Origin of the sequence: Enterobacter cloacae complex sp. S2 (assembly GCF_015159675.1) — a bacterium.
Lineage (GTDB): Bacteria > Pseudomonadota > Gammaproteobacteria > Enterobacterales > Enterobacteriaceae > Enterobacter > Enterobacter intestinihominis.
The window spans coordinates 52,475-74,787 of the sequence record NZ_JADDTS010000042.1 but is presented as its reverse complement, the minus strand read 5'-3'; the positions used below and the strand labels follow the sequence as shown (position 1 = coordinate 74,787).

General features: G+C 57.0%; 16 protein-coding genes and 1 pseudogene. 5 read left to right on the top strand and 12 right to left on the bottom strand.

From position 1 onward, the window contains the following. Nucleotides 1-44: 44 nt before the first annotated feature. From tssC to IPZ49_RS19290, 9 genes are all read right to left on the bottom strand, one after another. Nucleotides 45-1,544, bottom strand: a complete 1,500-nt coding sequence (tssC, locus tag IPZ49_RS19330) for a type VI secretion system contractile sheath large subunit (protein WP_006810956.1) — start codon at nt 1,542-1,544, stop codon at nt 45-47. A gap of 3 nt (nt 1,545-1,547) precedes the next feature. Continuing rightward, nucleotides 1,548-2,072 (bottom strand): type VI secretion system contractile sheath small subunit, encoded by a 525-nt coding sequence (tssB, locus tag IPZ49_RS19325; RefSeq protein ID WP_008502644.1) that lies wholly within the window; start codon nt 2,070-2,072, stop codon nt 1,548-1,550. Nucleotides 2,073-2,147: 75 nt separating this feature from the next. Continuing rightward, nucleotides 2,148-3,164 (bottom strand): type VI secretion system protein TssA, encoded by a 1,017-nt coding sequence (tssA, locus tag IPZ49_RS19320; RefSeq protein ID WP_017693278.1) that lies wholly within the window; start codon nt 3,162-3,164, stop codon nt 2,148-2,150. Nucleotides 3,165-3,175: 11 nt separating this feature from the next. After that, entirely contained in the window at nt 3,176-3,892 is a 717-nt protein-coding gene (gene tagF, locus IPZ49_RS19315; RefSeq protein WP_032671638.1) for a type VI secretion system-associated protein TagF, read from the bottom strand. A 16-nt stretch (nt 3,893-3,908) separates the two neighbouring features. After that, nucleotides 3,909-7,529, bottom strand: coding sequence for a type VI secretion system membrane subunit TssM (tssM, locus tag IPZ49_RS19310; protein WP_058688652.1), 3,621 nt, complete (start codon nt 7,527-7,529; stop codon nt 3,909-3,911). A gap of 2 nt (nt 7,530-7,531) precedes the next feature. Then, nucleotides 7,532-8,770, bottom strand: a complete 1,239-nt coding sequence (locus tag IPZ49_RS19305; RefSeq protein WP_003859963.1) for a DotU family type VI secretion system protein — start codon at nt 8,768-8,770, stop codon at nt 7,532-7,534. A 17-nt stretch (nt 8,771-8,787) separates the two neighbouring features. Then, a complete protein-coding gene (gene tssK, locus IPZ49_RS19300) occupies nt 8,788-10,131 on the bottom strand; it encodes a type VI secretion system baseplate subunit TssK (RefSeq protein WP_015570328.1) in 1,344 nt (447 codons plus the stop codon). A gap of 28 nt (nt 10,132-10,159) precedes the next feature. Next, nucleotides 10,160-10,663, bottom strand: a complete 504-nt coding sequence (gene tssJ, locus IPZ49_RS19295) for a type VI secretion system lipoprotein TssJ (RefSeq protein ID WP_022648418.1) — start codon at nt 10,661-10,663, stop codon at nt 10,160-10,162. Nucleotides 10,664-10,686: 23 nt separating this feature from the next. Continuing rightward, on the bottom strand, nt 10,687-11,181 hold the full coding sequence (locus IPZ49_RS19290) for a hypothetical protein (RefSeq protein ID WP_006810964.1): 495 nt from the start codon (nt 11,179-11,181) through the stop codon (nt 10,687-10,689). Nucleotides 11,182-12,029: 848 nt separating this feature from the next. On the opposite strand from IPZ49_RS19290, the gene IPZ49_RS19285 reads away from it, so the two are divergent. Next, nucleotides 12,030-13,010, top strand: coding sequence for a GlxA family transcriptional regulator (locus IPZ49_RS19285; protein WP_015570326.1), 981 nt, complete (start codon nt 12,030-12,032; stop codon nt 13,008-13,010). A gap of 78 nt (nt 13,011-13,088) precedes the next feature. After that, a complete protein-coding gene (gap, locus tag IPZ49_RS19280) occupies nt 13,089-14,099 on the top strand; it encodes a type I glyceraldehyde-3-phosphate dehydrogenase (protein WP_058688651.1) in 1,011 nt (336 codons plus the stop codon). An 87-nt stretch (nt 14,100-14,186) separates the two neighbouring features. Here the strand turns inward: gap and IPZ49_RS19275 are convergent. Then, nucleotides 14,187-15,385: pseudogene (locus IPZ49_RS19275) on the bottom strand (carbohydrate porin). 452 nt (nt 15,386-15,837) lie between these two features. Here IPZ49_RS19275 and IPZ49_RS19270 point away from each other — a divergent pair. Beyond that, the gene (locus tag IPZ49_RS19270) at nt 15,838-17,520 is read left to right on the top strand and encodes an alpha,alpha-trehalase (protein WP_032619545.1); all 1,683 of its coding nucleotides are present in this window, start codon (nt 15,838-15,840) and stop codon (nt 17,518-17,520) included. Nucleotides 17,521-17,610: 90 nt separating this feature from the next. Here the strand turns inward: IPZ49_RS19270 and IPZ49_RS19265 are convergent, their stop codons facing one another. Next, complete coding sequence (locus tag IPZ49_RS19265; protein ID WP_045142101.1) at nt 17,611-19,713, bottom strand: TonB-dependent siderophore receptor; 2,103 nt, start codon at nt 19,711-19,713, stop codon at nt 17,611-17,613. A 160-nt stretch (nt 19,714-19,873) separates the two neighbouring features. Between IPZ49_RS19265 and IPZ49_RS19260 the strand changes: the two genes are divergently transcribed. Next, nucleotides 19,874-20,605 carry a flagellar brake protein gene (locus IPZ49_RS19260; protein ID WP_017384309.1) on the top strand — a complete coding sequence of 244 codons (732 nt, stop codon included), beginning with the start codon at nt 19,874-19,876 and terminating at the stop codon, nt 20,603-20,605. 37 nt (nt 20,606-20,642) lie between these two features. Here IPZ49_RS19260 and emtA read toward each other — a convergent pair whose 3' ends face one another. Continuing rightward, entirely contained in the window at nt 20,643-21,254 is a 612-nt protein-coding gene (gene emtA / locus IPZ49_RS19255) for a membrane-bound lytic murein transglycosylase EmtA (RefSeq protein WP_017384310.1), read from the bottom strand. A 107-nt stretch (nt 21,255-21,361) separates the two neighbouring features. On the opposite strand from emtA, the gene ldcA reads away from it, so the two are divergent. Then, nucleotides 21,362-22,276, top strand: a complete 915-nt coding sequence (gene ldcA / locus IPZ49_RS19250) for a muramoyltetrapeptide carboxypeptidase (protein WP_032671646.1) — start codon at nt 21,362-21,364, stop codon at nt 22,274-22,276. Nucleotides 22,277-22,313 lie beyond the last annotated feature (37 nt).

Genomic DNA, 22,313 nt, shown 5'->3' with positions numbered 1-22,313 from the left:
CTCTTCCGCTCAGATGGCCGGCCCCTTCGGGCCGGCAATCGTCATTACGCGTCCTTCGTCTTCAGCGACGGCAGTTTAGATACCAGACGCAGGGAAACGGTCAGACCTTCCAGCTGGTAGTGCGGACGCAGGAAGAACTTCGCGGCGTAGTAGCCCGGGTTGTCTTCGATTTCCTGCACCTGCACTTCCGCCGCCGCCAGTGGTTTGCGGGACTTAGTTTCCTGGGAGGAGTTAGCCGGGTCGCCGTCCACGTAGTTCATCACCCAGTCGTTCAGCCAGCGTTCCATCTCTTCGCGCTCGCGGAAGGAGCCGATTTTGTCGCGCACGATGCACTTCAGGTAGTGAGCAAAACGGCAGCAGGCGAACAGGTACGGCAGACGGGAGGCCAGGCGCGCGTTAGCGGTGGCATCCGGGTCGTGGTACTCGGCCGGTTTTTGCAGGGACTGCGCGCCGATGAAGGCGGCGAAGTCGGAGTTTTTGCGGTGAACCAGCGGCATAAAGCCGTTTTTCGCCAGTTCCGCTTCACGACGGTCGCTGATGGCGATCTCGGTCGGGCACTTCATGTCCACGCCTCCGTCATCGCTTGGGAAGGTGTGGCACGGCAGGTTTTCCACCGCCCCGCCGGATTCCACGCCGCGAATCGAGGTGCACCAGCCGTACTCTTTGAAGGAGCGGTTGATGTTGGCCGCCATCGCATAGGCAGCGTTTGCCCACGAGTAGCTGTTGTGGTTCGCCCCGTCGGTCTGCTCTTCAAAATCGAAGCTGTCGACCGGGTTGGTGCGAATGCCGTACGGCAGACGCGACAGGAACCGCGGCATCACCAGACCCAGATAGCGGGCATCTTCTGATTCACGCAGTGAACGCCAGGCAGCGTATTCGGTGTTCTGGAAGATTTTAGTCAGGTCGCGCGGGTTAGCCAGCTCCTGCCAGGACTCCATCTGCATCACGCCCGGCGCGGTGCCGGTGATGAACGGACAGTGGGCCGCAGAGCCGATGCGCGCCATCTCGCCCAGCAGCTCAACGTCCTGCGGGCTGTGGTCGAAGTAGTAGTCGCCCACGATGCAGCCAAACGGCTCGCCACCGAACTGGCCGTACTCCTGCTCGTAGATTTTTTTGAAGATCGGGCTCTGGTCCCAGCCCACGCCCTTGTAGCGCTTCAGGGTGCGGCCCAGCTCCTGCTTGGAGATGCTCATAAAACGGATCTTCAGCATCTCGTCGGTTTCGGTATTGTTCACCAGGTAGCTCAGCCCGCGCCAGGCGCTCTCCAGCTTCTGGAACTCCTCGTGGTGAATAATCTGGTTCACCTGCTGTGAAAGCTGCTCGTCAATACCGGCAATCAGGTTCTGAATGGTGCGGTAGGTATCGTTTGAGAAGGTCACGGTGTTTTCCAGCGCCTGCTGCGCCAGGGTTTTAACCGCGCTTTCTACGGCAGAGCGCGCCTGATCGGTTTTCGGGCGGAACTCTTTATTCAGCAGCGCGCTGAACTCGTCCTGGCTGAACGCCTGGCCCGCCTGCTGATCGTGTTGTTGAGTCTGGTTGCTCATCGATTATTCCTCGCTACCTTTCGCACTTTCGTCATTTTTTGGCAACTGGCTCAGGGATTTGAGCAGCGTCGGATCCTGGAGAATTTTCGCGATCAGCTCTTCCGCACCGTTTTTACCGTCCATGTAGGTCAGCAGGTTGGAGAGCTGGGTACGGGCTTCCAGCAGCTTGTTCAGCGGCTCTACTTTGCGGGCCACCGCGTCCGGCAGGAAGTCGTCCATGCTGTCGAAGGTTAGATCGACATTGAGCTTACCTTCGCCGGTCAGGGTGTTATCCACCTGGAACGCCACGCGCGGCTTCAGCGCCTTCATGCGTTCGTCGAAGTTGTCGATGTCGATTTCCAGGAACTTACGCTCGTCGACGGCTGGCAGATTTTCCACCGGCTTGCCAACCAGATCGGCCATAACGCCCATCACAAACGGCAGCTGAATTTTGCGTTCTGCGCCGTAGATCTCTACGTCGTACTCGATCTGCACGCGGGGAGCACGGTTGCGTGCGATGAATTTCTGTCCACTGTTACTCATTGCCATGATGTTCTCCATCAAAGATGCGCGGTGAAGGTGAAAAGGCAGACTCCATGCCTGTCGTCATAATGCCAGGACGCGTCATTCGCGGCGTCCAAAGATGTTTTCCAGTTGGTTAACGCCGTCTGGCGCCAGGTCGCGAATAATGTCCATAAAGTTGAGTTCAGACAGCCGCTGCACCCGTTCAATCATCAGCGGTGCGGGATGGCTGGGTTCGTACTGCGCAAAATACTGTTTCGCTTTTTCCAGCATCAGCTGGGCGTCGGCGCGGCTGGTCACCTGCACGCTGCGCCAGTCCGTCACCTGCTGAACGGGCGACGCGGCCACCGGCTGCGGCTCGGCGTGCTGTTCAGCCTGCGCGTCACGGTTCGGCAGCAGCTTGCTGATATCGGTCACCTGACAGGCGCTGGAAACCAGTCCGACGGTTTTCAACAGCTGTTCCATCTCCGGTACGCCACTTTCCCCGAGATAGCCGGTAAGCAGTTCGCGGATGGCCAGCAGGCGTTCGTTGATCACGATTACCGCTTCGGTGCCGGGCTGATCGCCCCGGGCCAGCTCATCGATCAGTCGTGGACGACCGCCCGGATAATCCGGACACTCGGTTTTACTGCCGTCAAGCAGCGCCTGGGCGTCACGGAGCGAAATCTCATCGCCGTTTGAGCGGAGCAGTGAGGCGTTACGCACCGCGACCGTCAGGTCAGATTTATCACTCAGCCCGGCGAGGGCGTTGATGCGGTAGAACGGATCGGTTTCGCCATACTCTTCCAGAAGCGGGTAAAGTTGCTCCCAGTAACGGGACAGGGCTTCCTGCACCAGCACTAGCCCGTCGGCGTAACCTGCCAGCCCGCGACGACGCGTCCAGGCATGGGTTAACGCCAGCATGACGCGAAGATCTTTGGTGCGACCCAGCAGGCTGGTGGCGAGTTTTTCCACCGTGTTCCAGTCGGCAGGCTCTGCCGGAATGATGGTGTCGCCAAACTGCTGCTCGGCTTTACCCTGACTGGCCTGACCCATGGCCTGGAAATCAGCGTCGTACTCCAGGTTTTCACCGCAGGGGTTATCGGGGCTTATCGGCGCGAGAAATTCATCGATATTCATAAGATCCCTGCTTATTCAAACATAGGCGGGTAAAGACCGTGGCGGCCCGGACGGGCGCCGCCTGCCGGATCGAACAGCAGCGTAAAGAGCTGCCCGGTGAAGTTTCCACTGTGGACGTGGGTGTACAGCGGATAGCCGTCGCAGCGGTTTGTCCACCAGTAGCTGGTCTGGCGCAGCGGATCAAAACACTCCGCCGCCTGCGGCCAGCCCAGCGTGCTCTGACCATCGTCGTCATAGCCAATCACGTCGAGAATGTCGGAACGCTTTTGCGGCTCAACCGGCTGGGGCGCCGGGATGGTCATCAGCATTTCATCCAGCTGGGTGGCAGAATAGCTGTTACGCACCGCGTGCAGCCCCAGACGGCCAAGCTGCTGGTACCAGCTTTCAGCCTGCCCGAGCAGGCGGGATGACCATTCGGCGGGGGTGAAGCTCAGTTGCAGGCATACCGGATAGTGGCGGCCTACGCTGTCACGGCCTGGCAGCAGGCAGCCCATCTGAATCATCTGGCTACCGAGCATCGGCGGGACGACAAAGTTCCACACCGGGGCTTTTGAAAACGGGCGCTCGCCGCTGCGCTGCTCTTCCTGTTGCCAGGACAGCAGGCCGACCTGGAACCAGTGCGACCACTGGCGTTGCAGGGTATCCGGAAAGCGACGCTGCAAAAAATCTCCGGCGCTGGGTAATTTGCCATACCAGCTATAACGGTTCATCGCAGGGGTATTCGTCATACGGCTGTCCTTGCGGTTATGGGCATGTGAAACGGGGAAGCTGGAACGGGTTGCGGATGCTGTTCGGGGCAAACTCCAGCGTGACCTGATGTCCGTCGACGTTGAAGGTCGCCTGACGGCTCAGGCTACCCGCGCCAGGGCTGGTGCGCGCCTTGTCGAAAAAGCGGTTGAGCGCCCAGGAACCGTTAGTTACCAGCGTTGCGGTGCTGCCATTGGTCAGACCGAGCTGCATACGCACCTGGTTCGTCCCGCCCGGCCCCGGCCAGTTCATGATCTGCACCGCCTGCGGACCGTGGCTGTAGCGCAGCAGCTGGCCGTCCACGTCCAGCGTCAGGTTCAGAATGGTGTTGTCCATCCGCACGGTGCGCACCGTGACCTTAAAGGATGGCGTGGTCGCGCCGTTGGCAAAGAAGGCATCGCGGACAGACTGCGCCTGCTGGAACGGACGCAACAGCCCTTCGCTGCCCGACAGCGTTTTACCGTCGATGCCCGGCATAAAGCGCCAGTTCGCCTGGGTGGTGTCCACCTTGTTGGTCAGGTTGTCGCGGAAAAAGGTGTCCATCAGTCCGGTGCCCGGCGCGAACATGCGGGCGAGATCGTCCGGCGTCACCTCGGTGCTGGCGCTGCGCACCAGTGGATAACGCCCGGCAATCGCCTGACGGCAGAACCCACCCACTTCCACGTTAATGCGCTTACGCACGTTCTCCAGATCGCGACGCTGGGTATCGCTGCTGGCGCCGACGGCCATATTGCTGAACATGGTTTGCAGCCCGCCCGGCAGACGTCCCGCGCTGGCTTGCAGGCGGCTGATTGCATCGCCGCCCGGCGCGGGCATACCGCTGTTTGCCGCATCCTGAACGGCGGTCAGGTAGCGATAAAGCTCGTCAACCTGCTTAAGAAAATCGTCAAAGACGATGGTCTTGCCACCCTTCTCCAGCGGCTGCGCCAGCTCAATCATCGGCGCATAGTGGTCGGTCACCAGTTGCTCAGGCGCCTGCGTCACGACCGCGCCCTGCGTCGGGGCATTGTCACCGTTGCTGAACAGCGCTTCCAGCGTGCGGGTGGCGCGGTTGCTTTGGTCTTCCGCTTTCTGCGCATCTTCCGGCGCAGGCGCAGTGCGCGACAGGGTCAGCACCTTGCTCAGGTTAAGCACCAGACGGCGCAGCGGCGAGTTGGTGCCTGAAAGCAGGCGCGCGGTGTTAATACGCTGGGAAAGATCGGCGCTGTTGTTGAGCTGAATGTCAGCGAGAAAGCGATCCCAGTTGACGATAAAGTCGCGCATGTAGAGCTGGCGCACGGCGTTGTCGATCTGCTGTTTATCTTCCTGGGCGGTGGTCGCTCCCAGTACCCAGGCGTCGTCCTCGTGCAGGGCGGTGGTCACGCTGTCGATCTGGTCGTTGAAGCTCTTCCAGTAGCCGTCCGGCGTATACAGACCCGGTACGCCTTCACTCACCGGCTTGCCGCTTTTACGGGAAAACACCAGCTCGCTCTGCGGGCCGCCGAGATCTGAAAGCGAAACCGGCTTCAGGTTTTCATCATGCTCCAGCAGACGTTTCAGGCGGCCATATACGCGTGTTGAGAGCGGCTGCTGGTTGATAAGCGCCCTTTCACGTGCCACCAGATCCTCATCCTGCGCATACGGTGAAGCCTGAATTTTTGGCTCCAGCAGCTGGGTCAGGTGCCATTCCAGCTCCTGAAGCTGCGCCTGCGTCACGTTCTGCGGCAGGTTGCGTTGCAGGTTGAGCATCACCCACGAGTGCAGGAATTTGCCGTCATAGTGCTTCGGCTGGTAGAGCATCTGATAGGCTTTCAGCGCCTCATAGCTGTACTCCACATCGCTGCCGTTGTCGTTGCGCAGCCAGGTGGTAATGTGCATCGCCACGGCGGGCAGCAGCATCTGATCCAGCGCCTTCTGGTACAGAGACTGCGAGGCATCGCTGACGTCATCCCCGCGATAAAGCCCCATGCGGCGGGAAACCGGCGGGTCGTTAACGTCGAAGGCATTGCTTTTCGGCAGATCCACCAGGCTGTTAAGCAGCGGCAGAAGCGCAAACAGATCGCGCTGGGGCTGGTTTTGCAGCGCCTTGCTCTGCTGCTCCAGCATCGGCACTTTTGCATCCACCTCTTCCAGATAGGCTTTATTTTTGGCGTAGCTGGTCAGCCACAGGCCACCCAGGATCACCAGCAGGGCCAGCAGCGCCGCGTAGCCGGACCACATCACGGCGCGGTTGCGCAGTTCCCACCAGCGGTTTTCCCCGGCGATGCCTGCTTCCTGGAAAATCACGTTTTGCAGCAGGTTTTTAATGAAGAAGCTTTGGCCCTTCGCGCCTGGGATCGGCGCCTCTTTGCTCACCGAATCCCAGCGCGTGCTTTCCCCCCCTTCAGGTAAGGAGAGCGCGCGATTCAGCTCGCCCATCACGCGGTCAAACGGCATCCCTTCCTGAGTGCCGCTGGCAAAGTAGATGCCACGCGGAGAGAATTCGGTTTCGAAGTTTGAGCGAGCAAAGACCGAGCTCAGGTAGTCAGCCAGCAGCGGACGCAGCGCGGCGAACTCCTGCGGGAAGAGATAGGCTTCCGCACGGGTTTTGGCGTCATGCTCTTTGAGCATGGTTTCCGGAAGGCCAGCATCCAGACGCTGTTGCAGCAGGGAAAATTCCTGCTGGAAGTTGCCCATCAGGTCGTAATCTGCGTGTTTGGTCTGCTCCCACGGCAGCGTAAAGCCCCAGATCTGGTCGCGCTGGGCTTTGTCGTAATCCGCAAACCAGGCGCGGAAGCCTTTAAGCAGGTCCGCTTTGGTCACCATCACATACACCGGGAAGCGAATACCCAGCTGTTCATGCAGCTCGGAGAGACGCTGGCGCAGGTTGACCGCCTGCTGGCGCGAGGCCTCAGCGGACTGCGAAAGCAGGTCGGAAATGCTGATGGTGATAATCACGCCGTTGATGGGCTGGCGACGGCGGTATTTACGCAGCAGGTTGATAAATTCCAGCCACTCTCCGGCGTCCTGAACCTGCTCGCTCTCCTGAGTGGTGTAGCGCCCCGCGGTATCCAGCAGAACTGCCTCGTTGGTAAACCACCAGTCACAGTTGCGCGTTCCGCCAATGCCGCGCAGCGCGGTTTTACCGAAGCGATCCGCCAGCGGGAATTGCAGCCCGGAGTTGGCCAGCGCGGTGGTTTTACCTGAACCTGGCGCGCCAATAATGACGTACCACGGCAGCTGATAGAGGTACTGTGTGCTGAAGCGCTGCGTCCACTGCGCGCCATGTCCCGCTTTGCTGAAGTGGGCTTTTTTCAGCATCTGGGCGGCTTCATCGAAACGCCCGGCAAGGATCTGCTCCTCGCTGTTCAGACGTTTCTGCGGATCGGCCGCCTCAGGGCTGGTGGTATTTTCGTTGAGCTTGTCCATCAGCTTACGGTTCAGCCAGGCGTTATACAGCCGCGGCAGAATGTGGCTCTGGGCCCAAATCAGGTAGACCACCGCAATGCTGATGACGCGGTTCTGCTCTGATTCAAGGGGCCGGGTATCCACGATGGACAACAGCGGGCCAATCATCCAGATGACCGCCGCGAGCGCCGTTACGCCCAGGAAGCTCCACAGAATGCGATTGGTCAGTATAGAAAGTAGAGTTGTCAGCATCCTTAGTTTCCTTGCGGCAATCCGTTCAGCTCGGCCTGGGTATTGTCAGGCGATACCAGCAGCGTAATTTCCACGCGGCGGTTACGGGCGCGATTTTCAGGCGTGGTGTTAGGCGCTACCGGGTTGATCTCACCCCGCCCTTCGGCTTTGACACGCTCAGGCTGTGAGAGGCTACCCTGGAGCTGTTTTTGCACCGAACGGGCGCGCTCAAGCGAGAGTTCATAGTTGGAGGCGAAGCGTGCGCTGCGGATCGGCACGTTGTCGCTGTACCCCACCACCAGAATTTTGCCGCTGACGTTATTCATCGCCTGGGCGATGCGGTCGATGACCGGCTCATAGCGATCGCGCACCACCGTTGAGGCCGAGGCAAAGAGTCCGTCCCCTTTCAGGATCACCACGCTGCGATCCGCCTCATCCTTAACGGCCACCAGACCGGCATCAATTTCTGGTTTCAGGAAGCCGCGCAGGTTCAGCACCGCCGGCAGCTGACGCGCAGGCTGCTGGATGGTGGTTTCCGGCAGTTGGGACTGGTAAATTTTCGCCAGCACCGGGCTAGTGTTATCACCCAGACGCCAGTTCAGCACGATATAGAACAGGCAGGCGATAAAGCCGACCAGCGCCACGCACGCCCAGAGTGGGATCATCGGCCGCCAGAGCTTGCGCAGTACGGGGCGATCTTCCGGGTGCGGCGAGAGCGGCGGCGGGTAGCTGCCGCGCACGCCACGGATCATCTGCCACAGGCGCTGTTTGATGGTTTCAAGCTGGGTCCGGCCATTGTCCAGCACGCGGTAGCGGCCTTCAAAGCCGAGCAGCAGACAGTAGTTGATCATCTCCAGCAGCAGAATGTGTTCGCGCGGATTCTGCGACAGACGCGCCAGCAGCTGGAAAAACTTCTCACCGCCCCAGGTTTCGTTATGAAACGTCACCAGCAGACCATTGCTTGACCAGACGCCGCTGCTTCCCCACGGGGTCAGCGCGGCGGCTTCGTCCAGCGCCGTGCAGAGGCAGTAGCGCGCGCCGACAATCACTTCATACGGTAAGCCCGCCTGCTGGCATCGCACTTCGAAACGGCGAATTTCGTCAATCAGGCGCTGGCGCAGCCCGACCTGATCGTCGTGGGAAACCGAATGACGGATTTGCGGAATCGCATTGAGCAGCGGATTGGCGGCCGCCACCAGCTGATTGTTCCCACTGGCTCCGGTAAACACGGCATCACTGCCGGTATCCTGTCGTTCCTGCATATTAAGCGCTCGCTTTATTATTCTGTCGGGCTACGGATGGCCCAGAACTCCATATCGAGACCCGGGAATTCCCCTGCGAGATGCAGCGCGAATGCCCCGGACTTGTCCATCTCGTGCCACAGTTCGCTGCCCCTCTCGAGCTCGAAATAGCTGTAGCCTGCATGCCACGGGATCTGCGGCGGCGCGACGGGCATTGCCCGAAGCATGATGCCCGGCAGCTGGAGCTGGACCAGATCGCGAATTTTCGACACTGGCGCAACCTTCATTTGGGCAGGGAAATGGGTTTGCAGGTGTTCGCCGGGGACATTGGCTTTTACCGCCAGCACGAAGCCAAATTCGCGGACCATGCTGGTCTCCGGCACGGTGGCGATGTTCAGCCCGTGGGAGCGTTCGTGCAGCGGCAGCTGGATGGCATGATCTTCCATGACCAGCGACAGCCCCTGACGCAGCATCAGCATCAGTTTGCTGAAGCAAACGGCGAGATCGTCATGGTCGTATACCGGCAGTATGCTCTCTGCGGTACGCTGCGGCGTCCAGGTGGCGAGCTCCGTGGCGAACGGCAGCCAGCTGCGCCAGAGCGCTTCCGGGTGAAGCAGCGGCAGCGTTTTTAAATGTGAGACGTCGCCAAGGTGGCGGTTGATCAGCGAGAGAAGCGTGAACTCAACCATCTCGGACGTATTGAAACGCCCCGGCTGGCGCAGTCGACCGCCGATCTGCTGGCTACGCTGCACCAGCAAGCCGTGCAGGTCATTGATCATGCCGTACAGCTGCGGGCTGTTATTGGCGTTCAGCATTGGCGGGATGTAGCTGTTATCCAGCCGCACGTGGTTATCGTTGCGCTTTTCGGTGACGTACGCCACGCCGATGGCGGTCCATTCTGCCGTCAGATCTTTCTCCAGCATCAGGGTCAGACGCAGGCGGCCAAACTGGACCGTCGCCTCCCCGACCGACATGGCGTTGTCGTCTTCCACCTCTTGTTCAAAGGTAATAAAACGCGCCAGAGAAGACTGCTCCTCGCTGAAAATCACCTCTTCACGGCCACCGCGACGAACCGGCAGCGCAAGCACCACCTTTTCATTGGTCAGATTATCGGGGATTTTTAGCGGAGCCGGACCGTTGCGGTCGCTGCGAACCTGGAAAAAGGTGCCGTCAGGCAGCAAACCGCTACAGTAGCTCAGGGCAATACAGCCCTGGCGAAGCATCGCTTCATCCAGCTCAAGGTCGAGAAAGCCCCAAAGATACGATCGCTGCAAGGCCCCCCACTCACGAACGTGGTTGAGGAGGTAACTTTCTGTCCGCTGAAAATGGTGGGGACGCAGGAACATGCCCTCGGTCCAGACGACCTTTTCTGCTTTCGTCATGATGATCTCTTTCCTGTTATGAAGGGCGTTACTGGCTGATGACCCGGATACCATTTACGTCAAGAAAGACGCTGGCCTGGAGTTCATCTGCGGACCATTTCCAGAACTGGTAAATCGCGTTTTCGCCGGGAACAGGCAAAGGAAGTGAGACGCGCCATTTTTTGCCGTCCAGCGCCTGGTATTCCGCCATCACGCCGATATAGCGCGCTTCCGGTGAGCTTTGTCCGCTCAGGGTTTTCGAAAGCTGGCCCGGCATCAGGAAGAACACATCGCTGTTCAGCAGATTCGCGCCAAGCGTGGCTGACGCGTTGTTCTGTAAGGAGTAGAAGTCACTGGACATGAAATCCGCATCGGATTTCAGCAGCAACACTCTGACCTTAAGCGGTGCAGAATCATTGATTTGAGGATGAGCCTGAAACTGAAGATTGTAGCGGGAGGGGTCGCTGTGTGAAGACGACGTACAACCACCGATCAGCGCGAGAATCAACGCAAAAAAAGGGAACCACATCCGATGAAAATTTTTATTATTCATAAAAATATGCTCGTGAAACCCATTTAGTTCAGGATCCAGGTACCGTTCGCGCTGTCTTTGCAGGCTTTGCTGTTGCCATCGACATCAACACAGGTGGTTTTCTTACGCGCTTTCGGGCGCAGTGCCTGTTTACGCACGGTGGCTTCGTACTGGTCAGCCTTGATCACGGCACGCATCGGCACGTAACCAATCAGCTGTTCACTCCCTTCATCGGCCAGCGCCATCCAGAAATGTTCAACCTGCCCCAGCACAACGTAAGTTTTGCCGGTCTCAAGCGTACGGATCACTTTTCCGCCGTAGTCAGGACGGCTCATCAGGGATGCCGGGTACATGGCACGGTAAGGTTCATTCACCTGAGTGAACTCCGCCGGAGGGGTAACAGCGTGACGGTGCGTCAGCGTGATGCCATTCACCTGGCTGGTCACAATCGTATCATCGGTGATCGCTGGTTTCTGCGGCGCCTTACAGCCCGCCACCGCCATAACAAACAAAAGTGATAACAATACGCGCAGTTTCATATGCTTTTCCGTAGCGATATTTAGAGGATGAAGAGAGGGGATAAAATTTGACTTAGGTGCTATTGTTAAAATAGTCGGAATATTTTCAGCAGGTAACTATTTTAAGGCATAGCTACCGCACGAACCCGACAGAAATGGGCCCAGCATGCTCCTGACATATTTTGACAAACGGTAGACAAGTTTACATGAGCTTGTCATCAATTCAATATTTCCCACCTGCTTAATGGCGTTTAATGATACGCCCAATGCATTATAGGATTAATCTCATAAAAAATGCGCACTTAGGTAAAATCGTCTTTTTCTTAGACAGATTTCAAGCATAACTCTATGAAAATTAATGGCTAAACAGGAAAAAGAGAACCACTATCATTAACGTAACCCCTTATTATCTCCACTACCATAATTAGTAGAATTTCATTTTTTCTGTGCGCTGCGGGATATATCTGGGATATTTTCATTGTTGCATTCAGAAGATAACTTTTATTGTGCACGAGCGTCCCGCATAAACAAATGGCGGCTAAGAAAATGGCAGAAATTTAATTTCGCGATCCGAAATAACCTGAGCAAAATTCCCCTTTGGGGTTATTTTTTGCACCTAAACAATTAAGCCCGGCTACATCTTTTTGCTCTCTCATCGTTCAGCGCGCTCCCTTGCAGCCCATAAACTGGGGGGGGTCAGCGGCGCTGACAGTGAACCTCACGCAAGAAGTTTTACCGTTACTACATATTTATTTTACTTCTTCCCAACATCTGCCGTTCTACTCTTTCACCCGGCACGCCTCATTTGTCTCTTCTACAATGTTCGCCTGCCGCTTGACTTATTTTGTGATAAAGGTACTTTTCAGGACATGAAGAAGATCCTGATTATCGTTCCTGATGGTGGCATGTTGTTTGAGGCCGCCGGTATCGCCGACATTCTGATGCAGGCCAACCGTCTGCACCCGGACGGCCTTGCGCAGCCCCGCTACCGCATCATTATCGCCACCACCCAGCCTCATCTGGTGATCCATGGCCAGTCCGGTTTGAACCTGCTGGCGGACTATCGCCTGCCGGAGCTGGATCCGCGCGAGCCGCTGGACACGATCATCATTACCGGCCGCGGCATGAATGAGCTGGAGAGCACCGCCGTGGTGGACTGGCTGCACCTGGCCGCGCCGCATGCGCGACGCGTCGCCTCTGTCTGCGGCGGGGCCCTGCTGCTGGCACAGGCCGGACTGCTCGATGGGCGCCGGGCAACGACCCACTGGCGGCTTCTGGAAACCCTGAAAACCCGCTATCCTGCGGTCAACGTTGAGGGCGGCCCGCTCTATGTTCAGGATGGCCCCGTCTGGACGTCCGGCGGCGTCAGCTCCGGGTTTGACCTGACGCTGGCGCTGGTGGAGGATGATTACGGCTTCACCCTCGCCCGCAATGTGGCGCAGGATATGGTGATGTACCTGCGTCGGCCTGGCGGCCAGCTACAGTTCAGCCGCTATAATCTGGAGCAGTCTGGCGCGACCGGACCAGTCAGCGAACTGCAAAGCTGGATCCTGCAAAACCTCACCGCAGATTTGTGCGTCGAAAGGCTGGCCGAACGGGTCGCCATGAGCCCGCGCAATTTCACCCGCGTGTTCACGCGTGACGTGGGCGTGCCTCCGGCCCGTTATGTCACCGAAGCGCGTCTGGCCGCCGCCCGACAGCTTCTGGAGCAGACCCAGGATCCGCTTGAGGTCATTGCCGAAAAAAGCGGGTTTGGTACCAGCATCAACCTGCGCCGCGTTTTTGAAAAGCAGCTTCATCTCACGCCGGGCGAATACCGTCAGCGCTTCCACTGCCGCAGAATGGCGTAATATGATCCTTTTTTGTCATTTACGCCATCTGACCTGACGCCTACAGTAACTCCAGACAACACAGATAAGGAGTGCATCATGGTTAAGGTCGGTATTAACGGTTTCGGCCGTATCGGACGTAATGTCCTGCGCGCGGCGCTGGGCAACCCGGATCTCCAGATTGTGGCCATTAACGATCTGACGGACAGTAAAACCCTCGCCCATCTGCTGAAATATGACTCTCTGCTCGGCACGCTGCCGGTGCCTGTGGAAGCGGCGGACGGCGCGCTACAGGTTGACGGGAAACGCATCACAGTATTCAGTGAACGCGACCCGGCAAACATTGCGTGGAAAGACGCAGGCGTTGAGGTGGTAATTGAAGCAACCGGCTTCTTCACCGAACGTGAAAAAGCGGCGGTGCATATCACGAGCGGCGGCGCAAAACGCGTCATTATTTCCGCCCCGGCTAAAAATGATGATCTGACGGTGGTGATGGGCGTGAACCACACGCTGTACGATCCGGCCCAGCATTTTGTGGTCAGCAACGGGAGTTGCACCACTAATGGTCTGGCGCCAGCGGCGCAGGTGCTGCACCAGCAGTTTGGCATTGAGCACGGGCTGATGAACACCACGCATGCCTACACCAACAGCCAGGCGCTGCATGACCAGCCGGAAAAAGATCTGCGCGGCGCGCGCGCGGCAGCATTATCGATTGTGCCTTACTCCAGCGGCGCGGCAAAAGCGCTCGGGAAAGTGATCCCCGAGCTTGACGGTAAACTCACCGGGTATTCCCTGCGCGTGCCGGTTCCGGTGGTGTCGATTGTCGATCTGACGGTGACGCTGAGCCGCAACGTGACCGCCGAAGAGGTGAATGACGCGTTCCGTCAGGCTGCCACCAGCGGGCCGTTGAAAGGCATCCTGGGCTACAGCGATGAACCGCTGGTCTCCCGTGATTATCAGGGCGACCCGCGCTCATCCATCATCGACGGGCTTTCAACGCTGGTGATTGGCGGGAATATGGTGAAAATCCTGTCGTGGTATGACAACGAATGGGGCTTCTCGAACCGTCTGGTGGATCTGGCGGTGCTGATGGATAAGAAAGGGTTGTAGCCGATCGTATTGCCGGGTGACGCTTGCGCATACCCGGCCTGCAAAATGGCCCCTCTGCCTGCTAACAGGGGGGCATCATGACACTCTTCAGAAATAATATTTAAACCGCACACGACCGCCATAACGATCGTCGTTCTTATCGCTTCCCTTTTTCGGCGACGCGTTCACCCACGAAGCGTAGGCGCCCAGGTAAATGTTAAAGTTCTTCATCTTCATTACGTTGGGAATAAGGTATGACGCATGGACAGTGTGAATATCATACTCACCCGGATCGGTGATCCAGCAATCATTCTCACACTCTGCGTCAAAGGTTGAAGTGTTAAATTCGTCGATTTCGTTATGCGCATAAATATAGCCCAGGTCATGGTGAATCCGTAACCGGTGCGGTCAGACTGATCGACCCAACGACCCGCGTCATCCCGATAGCCATAAGCATTGTTGACCAGATTGGTTTCCATGGCGACGGCCGTTGAGAACGGGCCTTCCTGCCACGAAATAACTGGCCGGACATAGGCGACGTTCTTATCATTTTCCAGTTCCGCGCCATGGTAGCGCTGGTCGACGTACAGATCGCTGCCGTCTTTGAACAGCGTATTCAGCTCGAAATACCAGTTATCCAGCGTTTTACTCATCAGGAAGTTACCGCCGCTGTCGGTACGGCCACGCCCCTCTTTCAGCATATAAATGTAACCATAGCCGTCGCTATAAAGATCGTCCGCTGTATTGCCTGAGTATTCAACAAAGGTATCCTGGTTGAGCGGGAACATATCGTAGACTTCAAAACCTCCAACTTTAATTTCCCAGTCGTTTTCTGCGCCAAAGAAATATACCGCATCATCAAGGTACATTTGCCCTGCCAAATCGCCCAGTGGTTGTACAGAAAATCCGGCAAAATGGCCGTTATCCATTTTTCGGTAACCCTCAAACCCCAGCAAAATACGACCATTAATATCCCACCGTTCTTTATCTCCCGGCGCCCAGTCGCTATTAGCACTTTACTTAACAGAAGTCAGACTGCCGGTTTTGCTGGTAGCATCCATATTAAATTCCACATCGCCATAAAATTTTATATCTCCAAAGCCCGAAAGCGTCAGCTTCGGTGGTGCGTCTTTATTGACGGGCTTTTCTGACTGGACGACCACGGGAGCAGCCTGCTGACTGGCCGCCTGCTGTTGTTTCAACGCCTCGATTTGCGCCTCCAGTTGCGCCAGTTTTTCATCTACGCTCGTCGCGCTTTGTGCCGCAAAAAGAGAGCCAGAACAGAGTGCCCCCACGAGGACAACCATTTTTTTAATTGCATAGAATCCATCCTGAAATAAAAGTGAATACCCGAAGTGATGGGCCACTCTATTTCGTCTAAATGTTTTTCGGCAGGCTATTATGTTTTTTTGTTATGTCGGTTATGTTTTTTACTTTGTGTGACCTTCACGGAAAGTTATTCGCGGAATGTAATAAAGAAACACAACCCCATTCACAGAATTAAAAAAGGTTGCAACCCATAAATCTGGTCAATATTCATAGTGTGCCCTGACAGGATATTTAATTAAAATCATTCCCCAAAAAACATTCCCCGAGTAAATAGTTTTCGGCGCGCTTCTCACGTCCGGGCGCGGCGGTAAATTGTCTGGTAATGCGCAAAATGGGATATCTAACACGCGAAGCGGGCAATATTCGTCTAAGGTTTTCAGGTGATTGACGACAGCGGTGACGCTGCCCAGCGACGAATGGAGATGAACCGATGATAAAAACTCGAATGCTACGCCCTGGCTTGTTACACCTTACGTTGGCAGGCGCCCTACTCGGTGTTACCGCATTTGGTTATGCTGAAGACCAGCCAACGAGCCAGCAAAGCTCACCTGATATTCTCCTTGGCCCCCTCTTTAATGAAGTACAGAGCGCCAAACTGTTCCCGGATCAGAAAACCTTCGCGGATGCCGTTCCCAAAAGCGACCCGCTAACCATCCTGGCGGATTACCGGATGCAGCATACCCAGTCCGGTTTTGACCTGCGCCACTTCGTAGAGATGAACTTTATCCTGCCGAAGGAAGGTGAGAAATACGTTCCCCCTGAAGGCCAGAGCCTGCGCGAACACATTGACGATCTGTGGCCTGTACTGACCCGCACCACTGACAAAGCGAACAAATGGGACTCCCTCCTGCCCCTGCCAAAGCCCTATGTCGTGCCGGGAGGACGCTTCCGCGAAGTCTATTACTGGGACAGCTATTTCACCATGCTGGGGCTGGCCGAGAGCGGCCACTGGGATAAGATCGGCGACATGGTGGACAACTTCGCTTACGAGCTTGATACCTGGGGCCATATCCCTAACGGTAACCGCAGCTACTACCTGAGCCGCTCTCAGCCGCCTTTCTTCTCGCTGATGGTGGAATTGCTGGCCACGCATGACAGCGACGCGTTGAAGAAATACCGTCCGCAGATGGAGAAAGAGTACGCTTACTGGATGGAGGGGGCTGATGGGCTCCAGCCTGGTCAGGCGAACAAACGCGTGGTGAAGCTGGATGACGGCTCGATCCTCAACCGCTACTGGGACGATCGGGACACGCCGCGCCCTGAGTCGTGGCTGGATGACGTGACCACCGCCAAAAATAACCCTAACCGTCCGGCCACCGAAATTTACCGCGATCTGCGCTCTGCCGCGGCCTCGGGCTGGGATTTCAGCTCCCGCTGGATGGACGATCCACAGAAGCTGGGTACCATCCGCACCACCAGCATCGTGCCGGTGGATCTGAATGCGCTGATGTTTAAGATGGAAAAACTGCTGGCCCGCGCCAGTCAGGAAGACGGCGATAACGCCAGTGCAAGTAAATATGACGCGCTGGCCTCCGCACGTCAGAAAGCCATGGAAAGCCACCTGTGGAACGATAAAGAGGGCTGGTATGCGGATTACGATCTGAAAACCGGGAAGGTGCGTAATCAGCTGACGGCCGCAGCCCTCTTCCCGCTGTATGTGAAGGCCGCATCACAGGATCGCGCCGATAAAGTGGCCGCAGCCGCGTCGTCACGCCTGCTGAAACCGGGTGGTATTTCTACCACCACCATCAACAGCGGGCAGCAGTGGGATGCGCCGAACGGCTGGGCGCCGTTGCAGTGGGTAGCGGTGGAAGGGTTGCAGAACTATGGTCAGCAGAAAGTGGCGATGGACGTAACCTGGCGTTTCCTGAAAAACGTTCAGCATACCTACGATCGCGAGAAGAAACTGGTTGAGAAGTACGATGTCTCTTCGACCGGTACCGGCGGTGGCGGCGGTGAGTATCCGTTGCAGGACGGTTTCGGCTGGAGTAACGGCGTGACGCTCAGGATGCTGGACATGGTCTGTCCGAAAGAGAAGCCGTGCGACAGCGTACCGGAGAATCAGCCTGCGGCAAACGATGATGTTGCACCTGCGAAACAGGCGGCGCAGTAGCGCCCCTCACCCTGACCCTCTCCCCGGTGGGGCGAGGGGACGGTTCCGTGCAATAGATTGGCCCGGTAGCGAAGCGCCACCGGGCTTTTTTCAGAAGCTGTAACTCGCCCCGACCTGGAACGTGCGGTCGCGGCCTATCCAGCAGTTGGTCGCGTCATAGCAGGTGAGCGTCTCTTTGTTGGTGACGTTCTGCGCGCTCGCTTTCAGCGTCAGCCCCTCCAGCGATGGCGCCAGCTCGCCCATGCGGTAAGATGCCGCCAGATCGTATTGCGTCGTACCGCCCAGCTTGCCTGCGTCGTTGGCTGGCGAGATCTCCATTGGCCCGGTGTAGCGTGCCCCTGCCCCCAGCGTTAACCCTCTCAGCGGTGTGCTGTCAAAGGTGTAATCTCCCCACAGATTAAAGGCGTTCTCAGGGACCTGCGTCGGTCGTTTGCCCTGGTACTTGTCATCTTCGGTATTGATGGCGTGGGTGTAGGCATAGTTGGCAATCAGCGTCAGGTTATCCGTTGGACGACTCATAGCGGAAAGCTCCGCACCTTTCGATTCCACTTCCCCGGTCTGGCGATAGTTGAGGAAGCCCGGATCGCTGGTCACCACATTTTTCTGACGAATGTTAAACACCGAGGCGGTGAAGGTGGTTGCGTAATCCGCCAGCAGGTATTTCACCCCACCCTCCACCTGCTTGCTGGTGGTGGGCTTAACGTCTTTCGCGGTCAACGTGCCCTGCGGCGATACCGGGGCGAACCCTTCCGAATAGCTGATAAACGGTGAGAGACCATTGTCGAAGGCATAAAGCGCGCCCAGTCGCTTAGTGAGGCGATCCTGCGATACCCAGGCTTTGTCACCGTTTTGCAGATAGTTGGTGGTGACAGAACGGTAGTCGTCATAGCGCAGGCTGGCCAGCACGTTCAGCCCGCCAAACGCAATCTGATCCTGGAGGTAATAGCCATTCTGCTGATAGCTGAGACGGTTTTTCTGCGCGGTTTCAAGCCCCAGCGCATCGTTATCGATCTGCGAGTGATCCGGATTACGCATATCGATACCCGGTGTGGACGAGGCGTAACGATAATGGAAGTGAGAGTTCAGCTTCTGGTAGTCAAAGCCCGCCAGCAGATGATGTTTCCAGTCCCCCAGCGCGACGGTTCGGGTGACCTGGTTATCAATGTTGAAGCTCTGTAAATCTTCATCCGTGGTATAGGCGAAGCGGTTAAGCTGGTAGACCTCGCTGCCCGTCCCGGTTGAATAGGCGCTGCGCTGGTGGGTGTCCACGTCAAAGTAGCGCGCTTTCTGGCTAAAGCCCCAGCCACTGTCAAACTCATGTTCAAAGCTGTAGCCCAGCATCCACTGACGCTGCTTAAAGCCGCTCCACTCATCCCCGGCATAGTCACGACGATCGGCGTATTTAGACCGTAGATAGCTTAGCGGCATCGGATCAGACGGCGTCAGGCTCGGCGTATTTTGCGCCAGCGCGTCAATGGTCAGGCGCGTTTTGTCATCCGGCTGCCAGGTCACGGAGGGGGCCACCAGATAGTTTTCATAGCGCGTGGTGTGCGCCTGTTCGTCACTCTCTGTCGCTTTACCCAGCAGGCGATAGTTCCAGTCGCTGGTCGCAATCTGCCCCGTGGAATCCAGGTACCCCTCTTTCAGATTGCGGTTTCCGGTGTTAAAGCCCAGTTCTGTTTTCGCCTCTTTCTGCGGCTTTTTACTCTGAATATTGACCAGCCCGCCCGGGGAGCCGCCGCCATACAGCACGGATGACGGCCCCTTCAGAATATCGACGCTCTCAATCAGCAGCGGATCGATTCGCGCTTTAGTGTTCCCGGTGACGTTATAGGGAAGTTGCAGGCCGTTGTAGAACTCCTGCTCGACGTTGAACCCGCGGATTTTGTACTCGCTCATGTAAGAGGTGCTCCCGCGCACCTCCGTGGAAACGCCCGGCGCATAGCGCAGGATCTCGTTTACCGAACTGGCGTGCCGCTGCTCAATCTCTTTAGCGGCGATGGTGTTGATCACCTGGGGCGTTTTACTTTCCGCGACGGCTGATTTCGTGGCGCTGTTGGTCCAGGCAGGGAGCGCGCTGCCCTGCTCTGTACCGGTCACCACGATGGTGGGTTCTTCTGCAAAAGCCTGTGTTTGCAATGCCAGCGTGACGGCGCCTGCTAACGCGCATAACGCAAAACGTGAGGTGCTCATAGTGTTGTCTTGTTATTAGATGGTATTGGGAACGCCAATTATTATCATTTCCATTAGCAAATCAATATCGGCGGAGAAAAACAGATCGTTTGTATTAAGTTTCATGCCAGCGTGCCGATAACCCAGAGACAGTCTGTCATCTATCGAGGAGCCATCTGGCGTGAGTAGCTACAGTGAGCAGTTCCTGAAACAAAATCCGCTGGCTGTATTAGGGGTGTTACGCGACCTGAAAAAGGGCGAGGTGCCGCTGCGCATCAACTGGTCAACCAGCCAGTTTATCAGCAAGATCCTGGACGTGACGGCAGAACACCTGATCGTGGATCTGGGTAGCCAGAGCGAAGAAAACCGTGCCGCGCTCCAGGCAGAAAACCTCTCGGTGATGGCCGAAACGCAGGGGGCTAAAGTCGAGTTTATACTGCCCCGCCTGACCACGATCGCGTACCAGGGTTTGCCTGCGTTTATCGCTCCCCTGCCCGCTAACCTCTGGTTCGTGCAACGCCGCGAGTTTTTTCGCATCAGCGCCCCGCTTCACCCGGCCTATTTCTGTAAGGCAAAAATGCCGGACAAAAAAGAGATCCGCTTTCGTCTCTTCGACCTGTCACTGGGCGGGATGGGCGCGTTAATGGATACGCCGAAGCCGGAAGGACTGGTGGAAGGCATGCGTTTTAGTCAGATTGAGCTGGATATGGGCGGATGGGGACGCTTCTGGTTTGACGCCCAGCTGATTGCCATCAGCGAGCGTAAGGTGGTGGACAGCAAAAACGAAACCATTACCACGCCGCGACTGAGCTTTCGCTTTCTGAATGTCGGGCCAGGCGCCGAACGCGAACTACAGCGCATCATCTTCTCACTGGAGCGTGAAGCGCGGGAACGCGCGAACAAAGTGCGCTGAAAGGCGTCGGGCAGCATGCTGCCGCCCGACAAAGGCGTTACATGGCGTCCATCGCTTTCTGTACTTTCCAGATATAACGTGGAGCCTGTGCTGAAGGATGATTCTTCACAACGTGCTCGAAGAATTCATCTTTATCCATATCGTTAATCTCTTCTATCGCCTCTTTGCGATCGGATGAGAAGGTTCGGAGCAGCGCGCCGGCTCCGTTAACGTACGACACCACCAGCGCATATTGCATCACTTCCGGATCGTCAATCCCCTTCAGAATGCCATGCTCGAGAATACTCAGGTAAGCGGTTCCCATAGAGATATTACGTTCCGGGTTTTTCAGCTCGCTGGTGGATGGCTGTCCCTTCCAGCCCATGTAGCGATAGACCTCTCTTCCCGCCGTCGAGGCTTTTAACTGCATCAGCCCCACCGCATTCGATTTACTCACCAGCGTCGGGTTGCCACCGGATTCCACGGCAATGATCGCCGTGATCAGACGCGGGCTCACGCCCCAGGCCTTCCCGGCTTGTTCGCTGATCGGCATCCACTGCATGGCCCGCTTTACCGGCACTTCAGGGTTCCAGGGGGGATTTTGATAATCATGTTTTGAACTACAGCCAGCGAGCAGCACAATCAAAAAAGCAAACCATCTCAATTTCACGTCATCTATCCTTATAGCCGGTCATCGCGGTACGTCGCCCCTTGAAGCAGGCGGCGTATAAGCGGCATGATATAGACAATTAGATTCTCATTCAGCAAGGAATTGCCATGCCTCAGTTTCATCTCATCGCACCGTCAGGCTACTGCATCAACCAGGAGGCGGCACAGCGGGGCGTTCAGCGCCTGCTGGAAATGGGCCATCAGGTAGAAAATCAGACAATTATCCCCCGCCGTATGCAGCGTTTTGCCGGTACGGAGGCGCAGAGACTGAGCGATATCAACAGCCTGGCGACGCTGGAAGGTGAAAACACTATTGTGCTGGCCGTGCGCGGCGGCTATGGCGCAAGCCGGCTGCTGGAGAGCATCGACTGGGCCGGGCTGGCCGCGCGCCAGCAGCAGGATCCGCTGTTAATCTGCGGACACAGCGATTTCACGGCGATCCAGCTCGGCCTGCTTGCGTTGCATAACGTCATTACCTTTAGCGGCCCGATGCTGGCCGGCAACTTTGGTGCGCCGGAGCTGGATGCATTTACGCAGGACCATTTCTGGCGCGCCCTGCAAAACCCGACGTTCACCGTCGAGTGGCAAGGCAATGGACCGCACTGGGAATGTGAAGGACAGCTGTGGGGCGGCAACCTCGCGATGCTGGTGTCGCTGATTGGAACGCCGTGGCTGCCGCAGATCACGGACGGCATACTGGTGCTGGAAGATATCAACGAACACCCGTTCCGCGTCGAACGTATGCTGTTGCAGCTGTATCACGCCGGGATCCTGGATCGGCAGTCGGCCATTGTGCTGGGCAGTTTTAGTGGTTCAGCCCCCAACGATTACGATGCGGGCTATTCCCTGGAGACGATGATTGATTTCATTCGTTCCCGGCTGGATATCCCGGTGATCGCCGGTCTGGATTTCGGCCATGAGCCGCAAACCGTTACCCTGCCGCTGGGTGCCCAGGCGCACCTTGTACACGATAATTCAGGCAGTCGGTTAACAATCAGCGGTCATCCGGTCTTAAAGGCATAAAAAAGCCGTTATTCCCCCTCAATAAAACGCAGTTAAC

Coding starts and splice junctions, on each gene's coding strand:
- tssM (WP_058688652.1), bottom strand. CDS start 7,529: ATGCTGACAACTCTACTTTCTATACTGACCAATCGCATTCTGTGGAGC.
- tssK (WP_015570328.1), bottom strand. CDS start 10,131: ATGACGAAAGCAGAAAAGGTCGTCTGGACCGAGGGCATGTTCCTGCGT.
- IPZ49_RS19265 (WP_045142101.1), bottom strand. CDS start 19,713: ATGAGCACCTCACGTTTTGCGTTATGCGCGTTAGCAGGCGCCGTCACG.
- IPZ49_RS19305 (WP_003859963.1), bottom strand. CDS start 8,770: ATGCAGGAACGACAGGATACCGGCAGTGATGCCGTGTTTACCGGAGCC.
- tssB (WP_008502644.1), bottom strand. CDS start 2,072: ATGGCAATGAGTAACAGTGGACAGAAATTCATCGCACGCAACCGTGCT.
- ldcA (WP_032671646.1), top strand. CDS start 21,362: ATGCCTCAGTTTCATCTCATCGCACCGTCAGGCTACTGCATCAACCAG.
- tagF (WP_032671638.1), bottom strand. CDS start 3,892: ATGACGAATACCCCTGCGATGAACCGTTATAGCTGGTATGGCAAATTA.
- IPZ49_RS19290 (WP_006810964.1), bottom strand. CDS start 11,181: ATGAAACTGCGCGTATTGTTATCACTTTTGTTTGTTATGGCGGTGGCG.
- tssJ (WP_022648418.1), bottom strand. CDS start 10,663: ATGAATAATAAAAATTTTCATCGGATGTGGTTCCCTTTTTTTGCGTTG.
- gap (WP_058688651.1), top strand. CDS start 13,089: ATGGTTAAGGTCGGTATTAACGGTTTCGGCCGTATCGGACGTAATGTC.
- IPZ49_RS19270 (WP_032619545.1), top strand. CDS start 15,838: ATGATAAAAACTCGAATGCTACGCCCTGGCTTGTTACACCTTACGTTG.
- tssC (WP_006810956.1), bottom strand. CDS start 1,544: ATGAGCAACCAGACTCAACAACACGATCAGCAGGCGGGCCAGGCGTTC.
- IPZ49_RS19285 (WP_015570326.1), top strand. CDS start 12,030: ATGAAGAAGATCCTGATTATCGTTCCTGATGGTGGCATGTTGTTTGAG.
- tssA (WP_017693278.1), bottom strand. CDS start 3,164: ATGAATATCGATGAATTTCTCGCGCCGATAAGCCCCGATAACCCCTGC.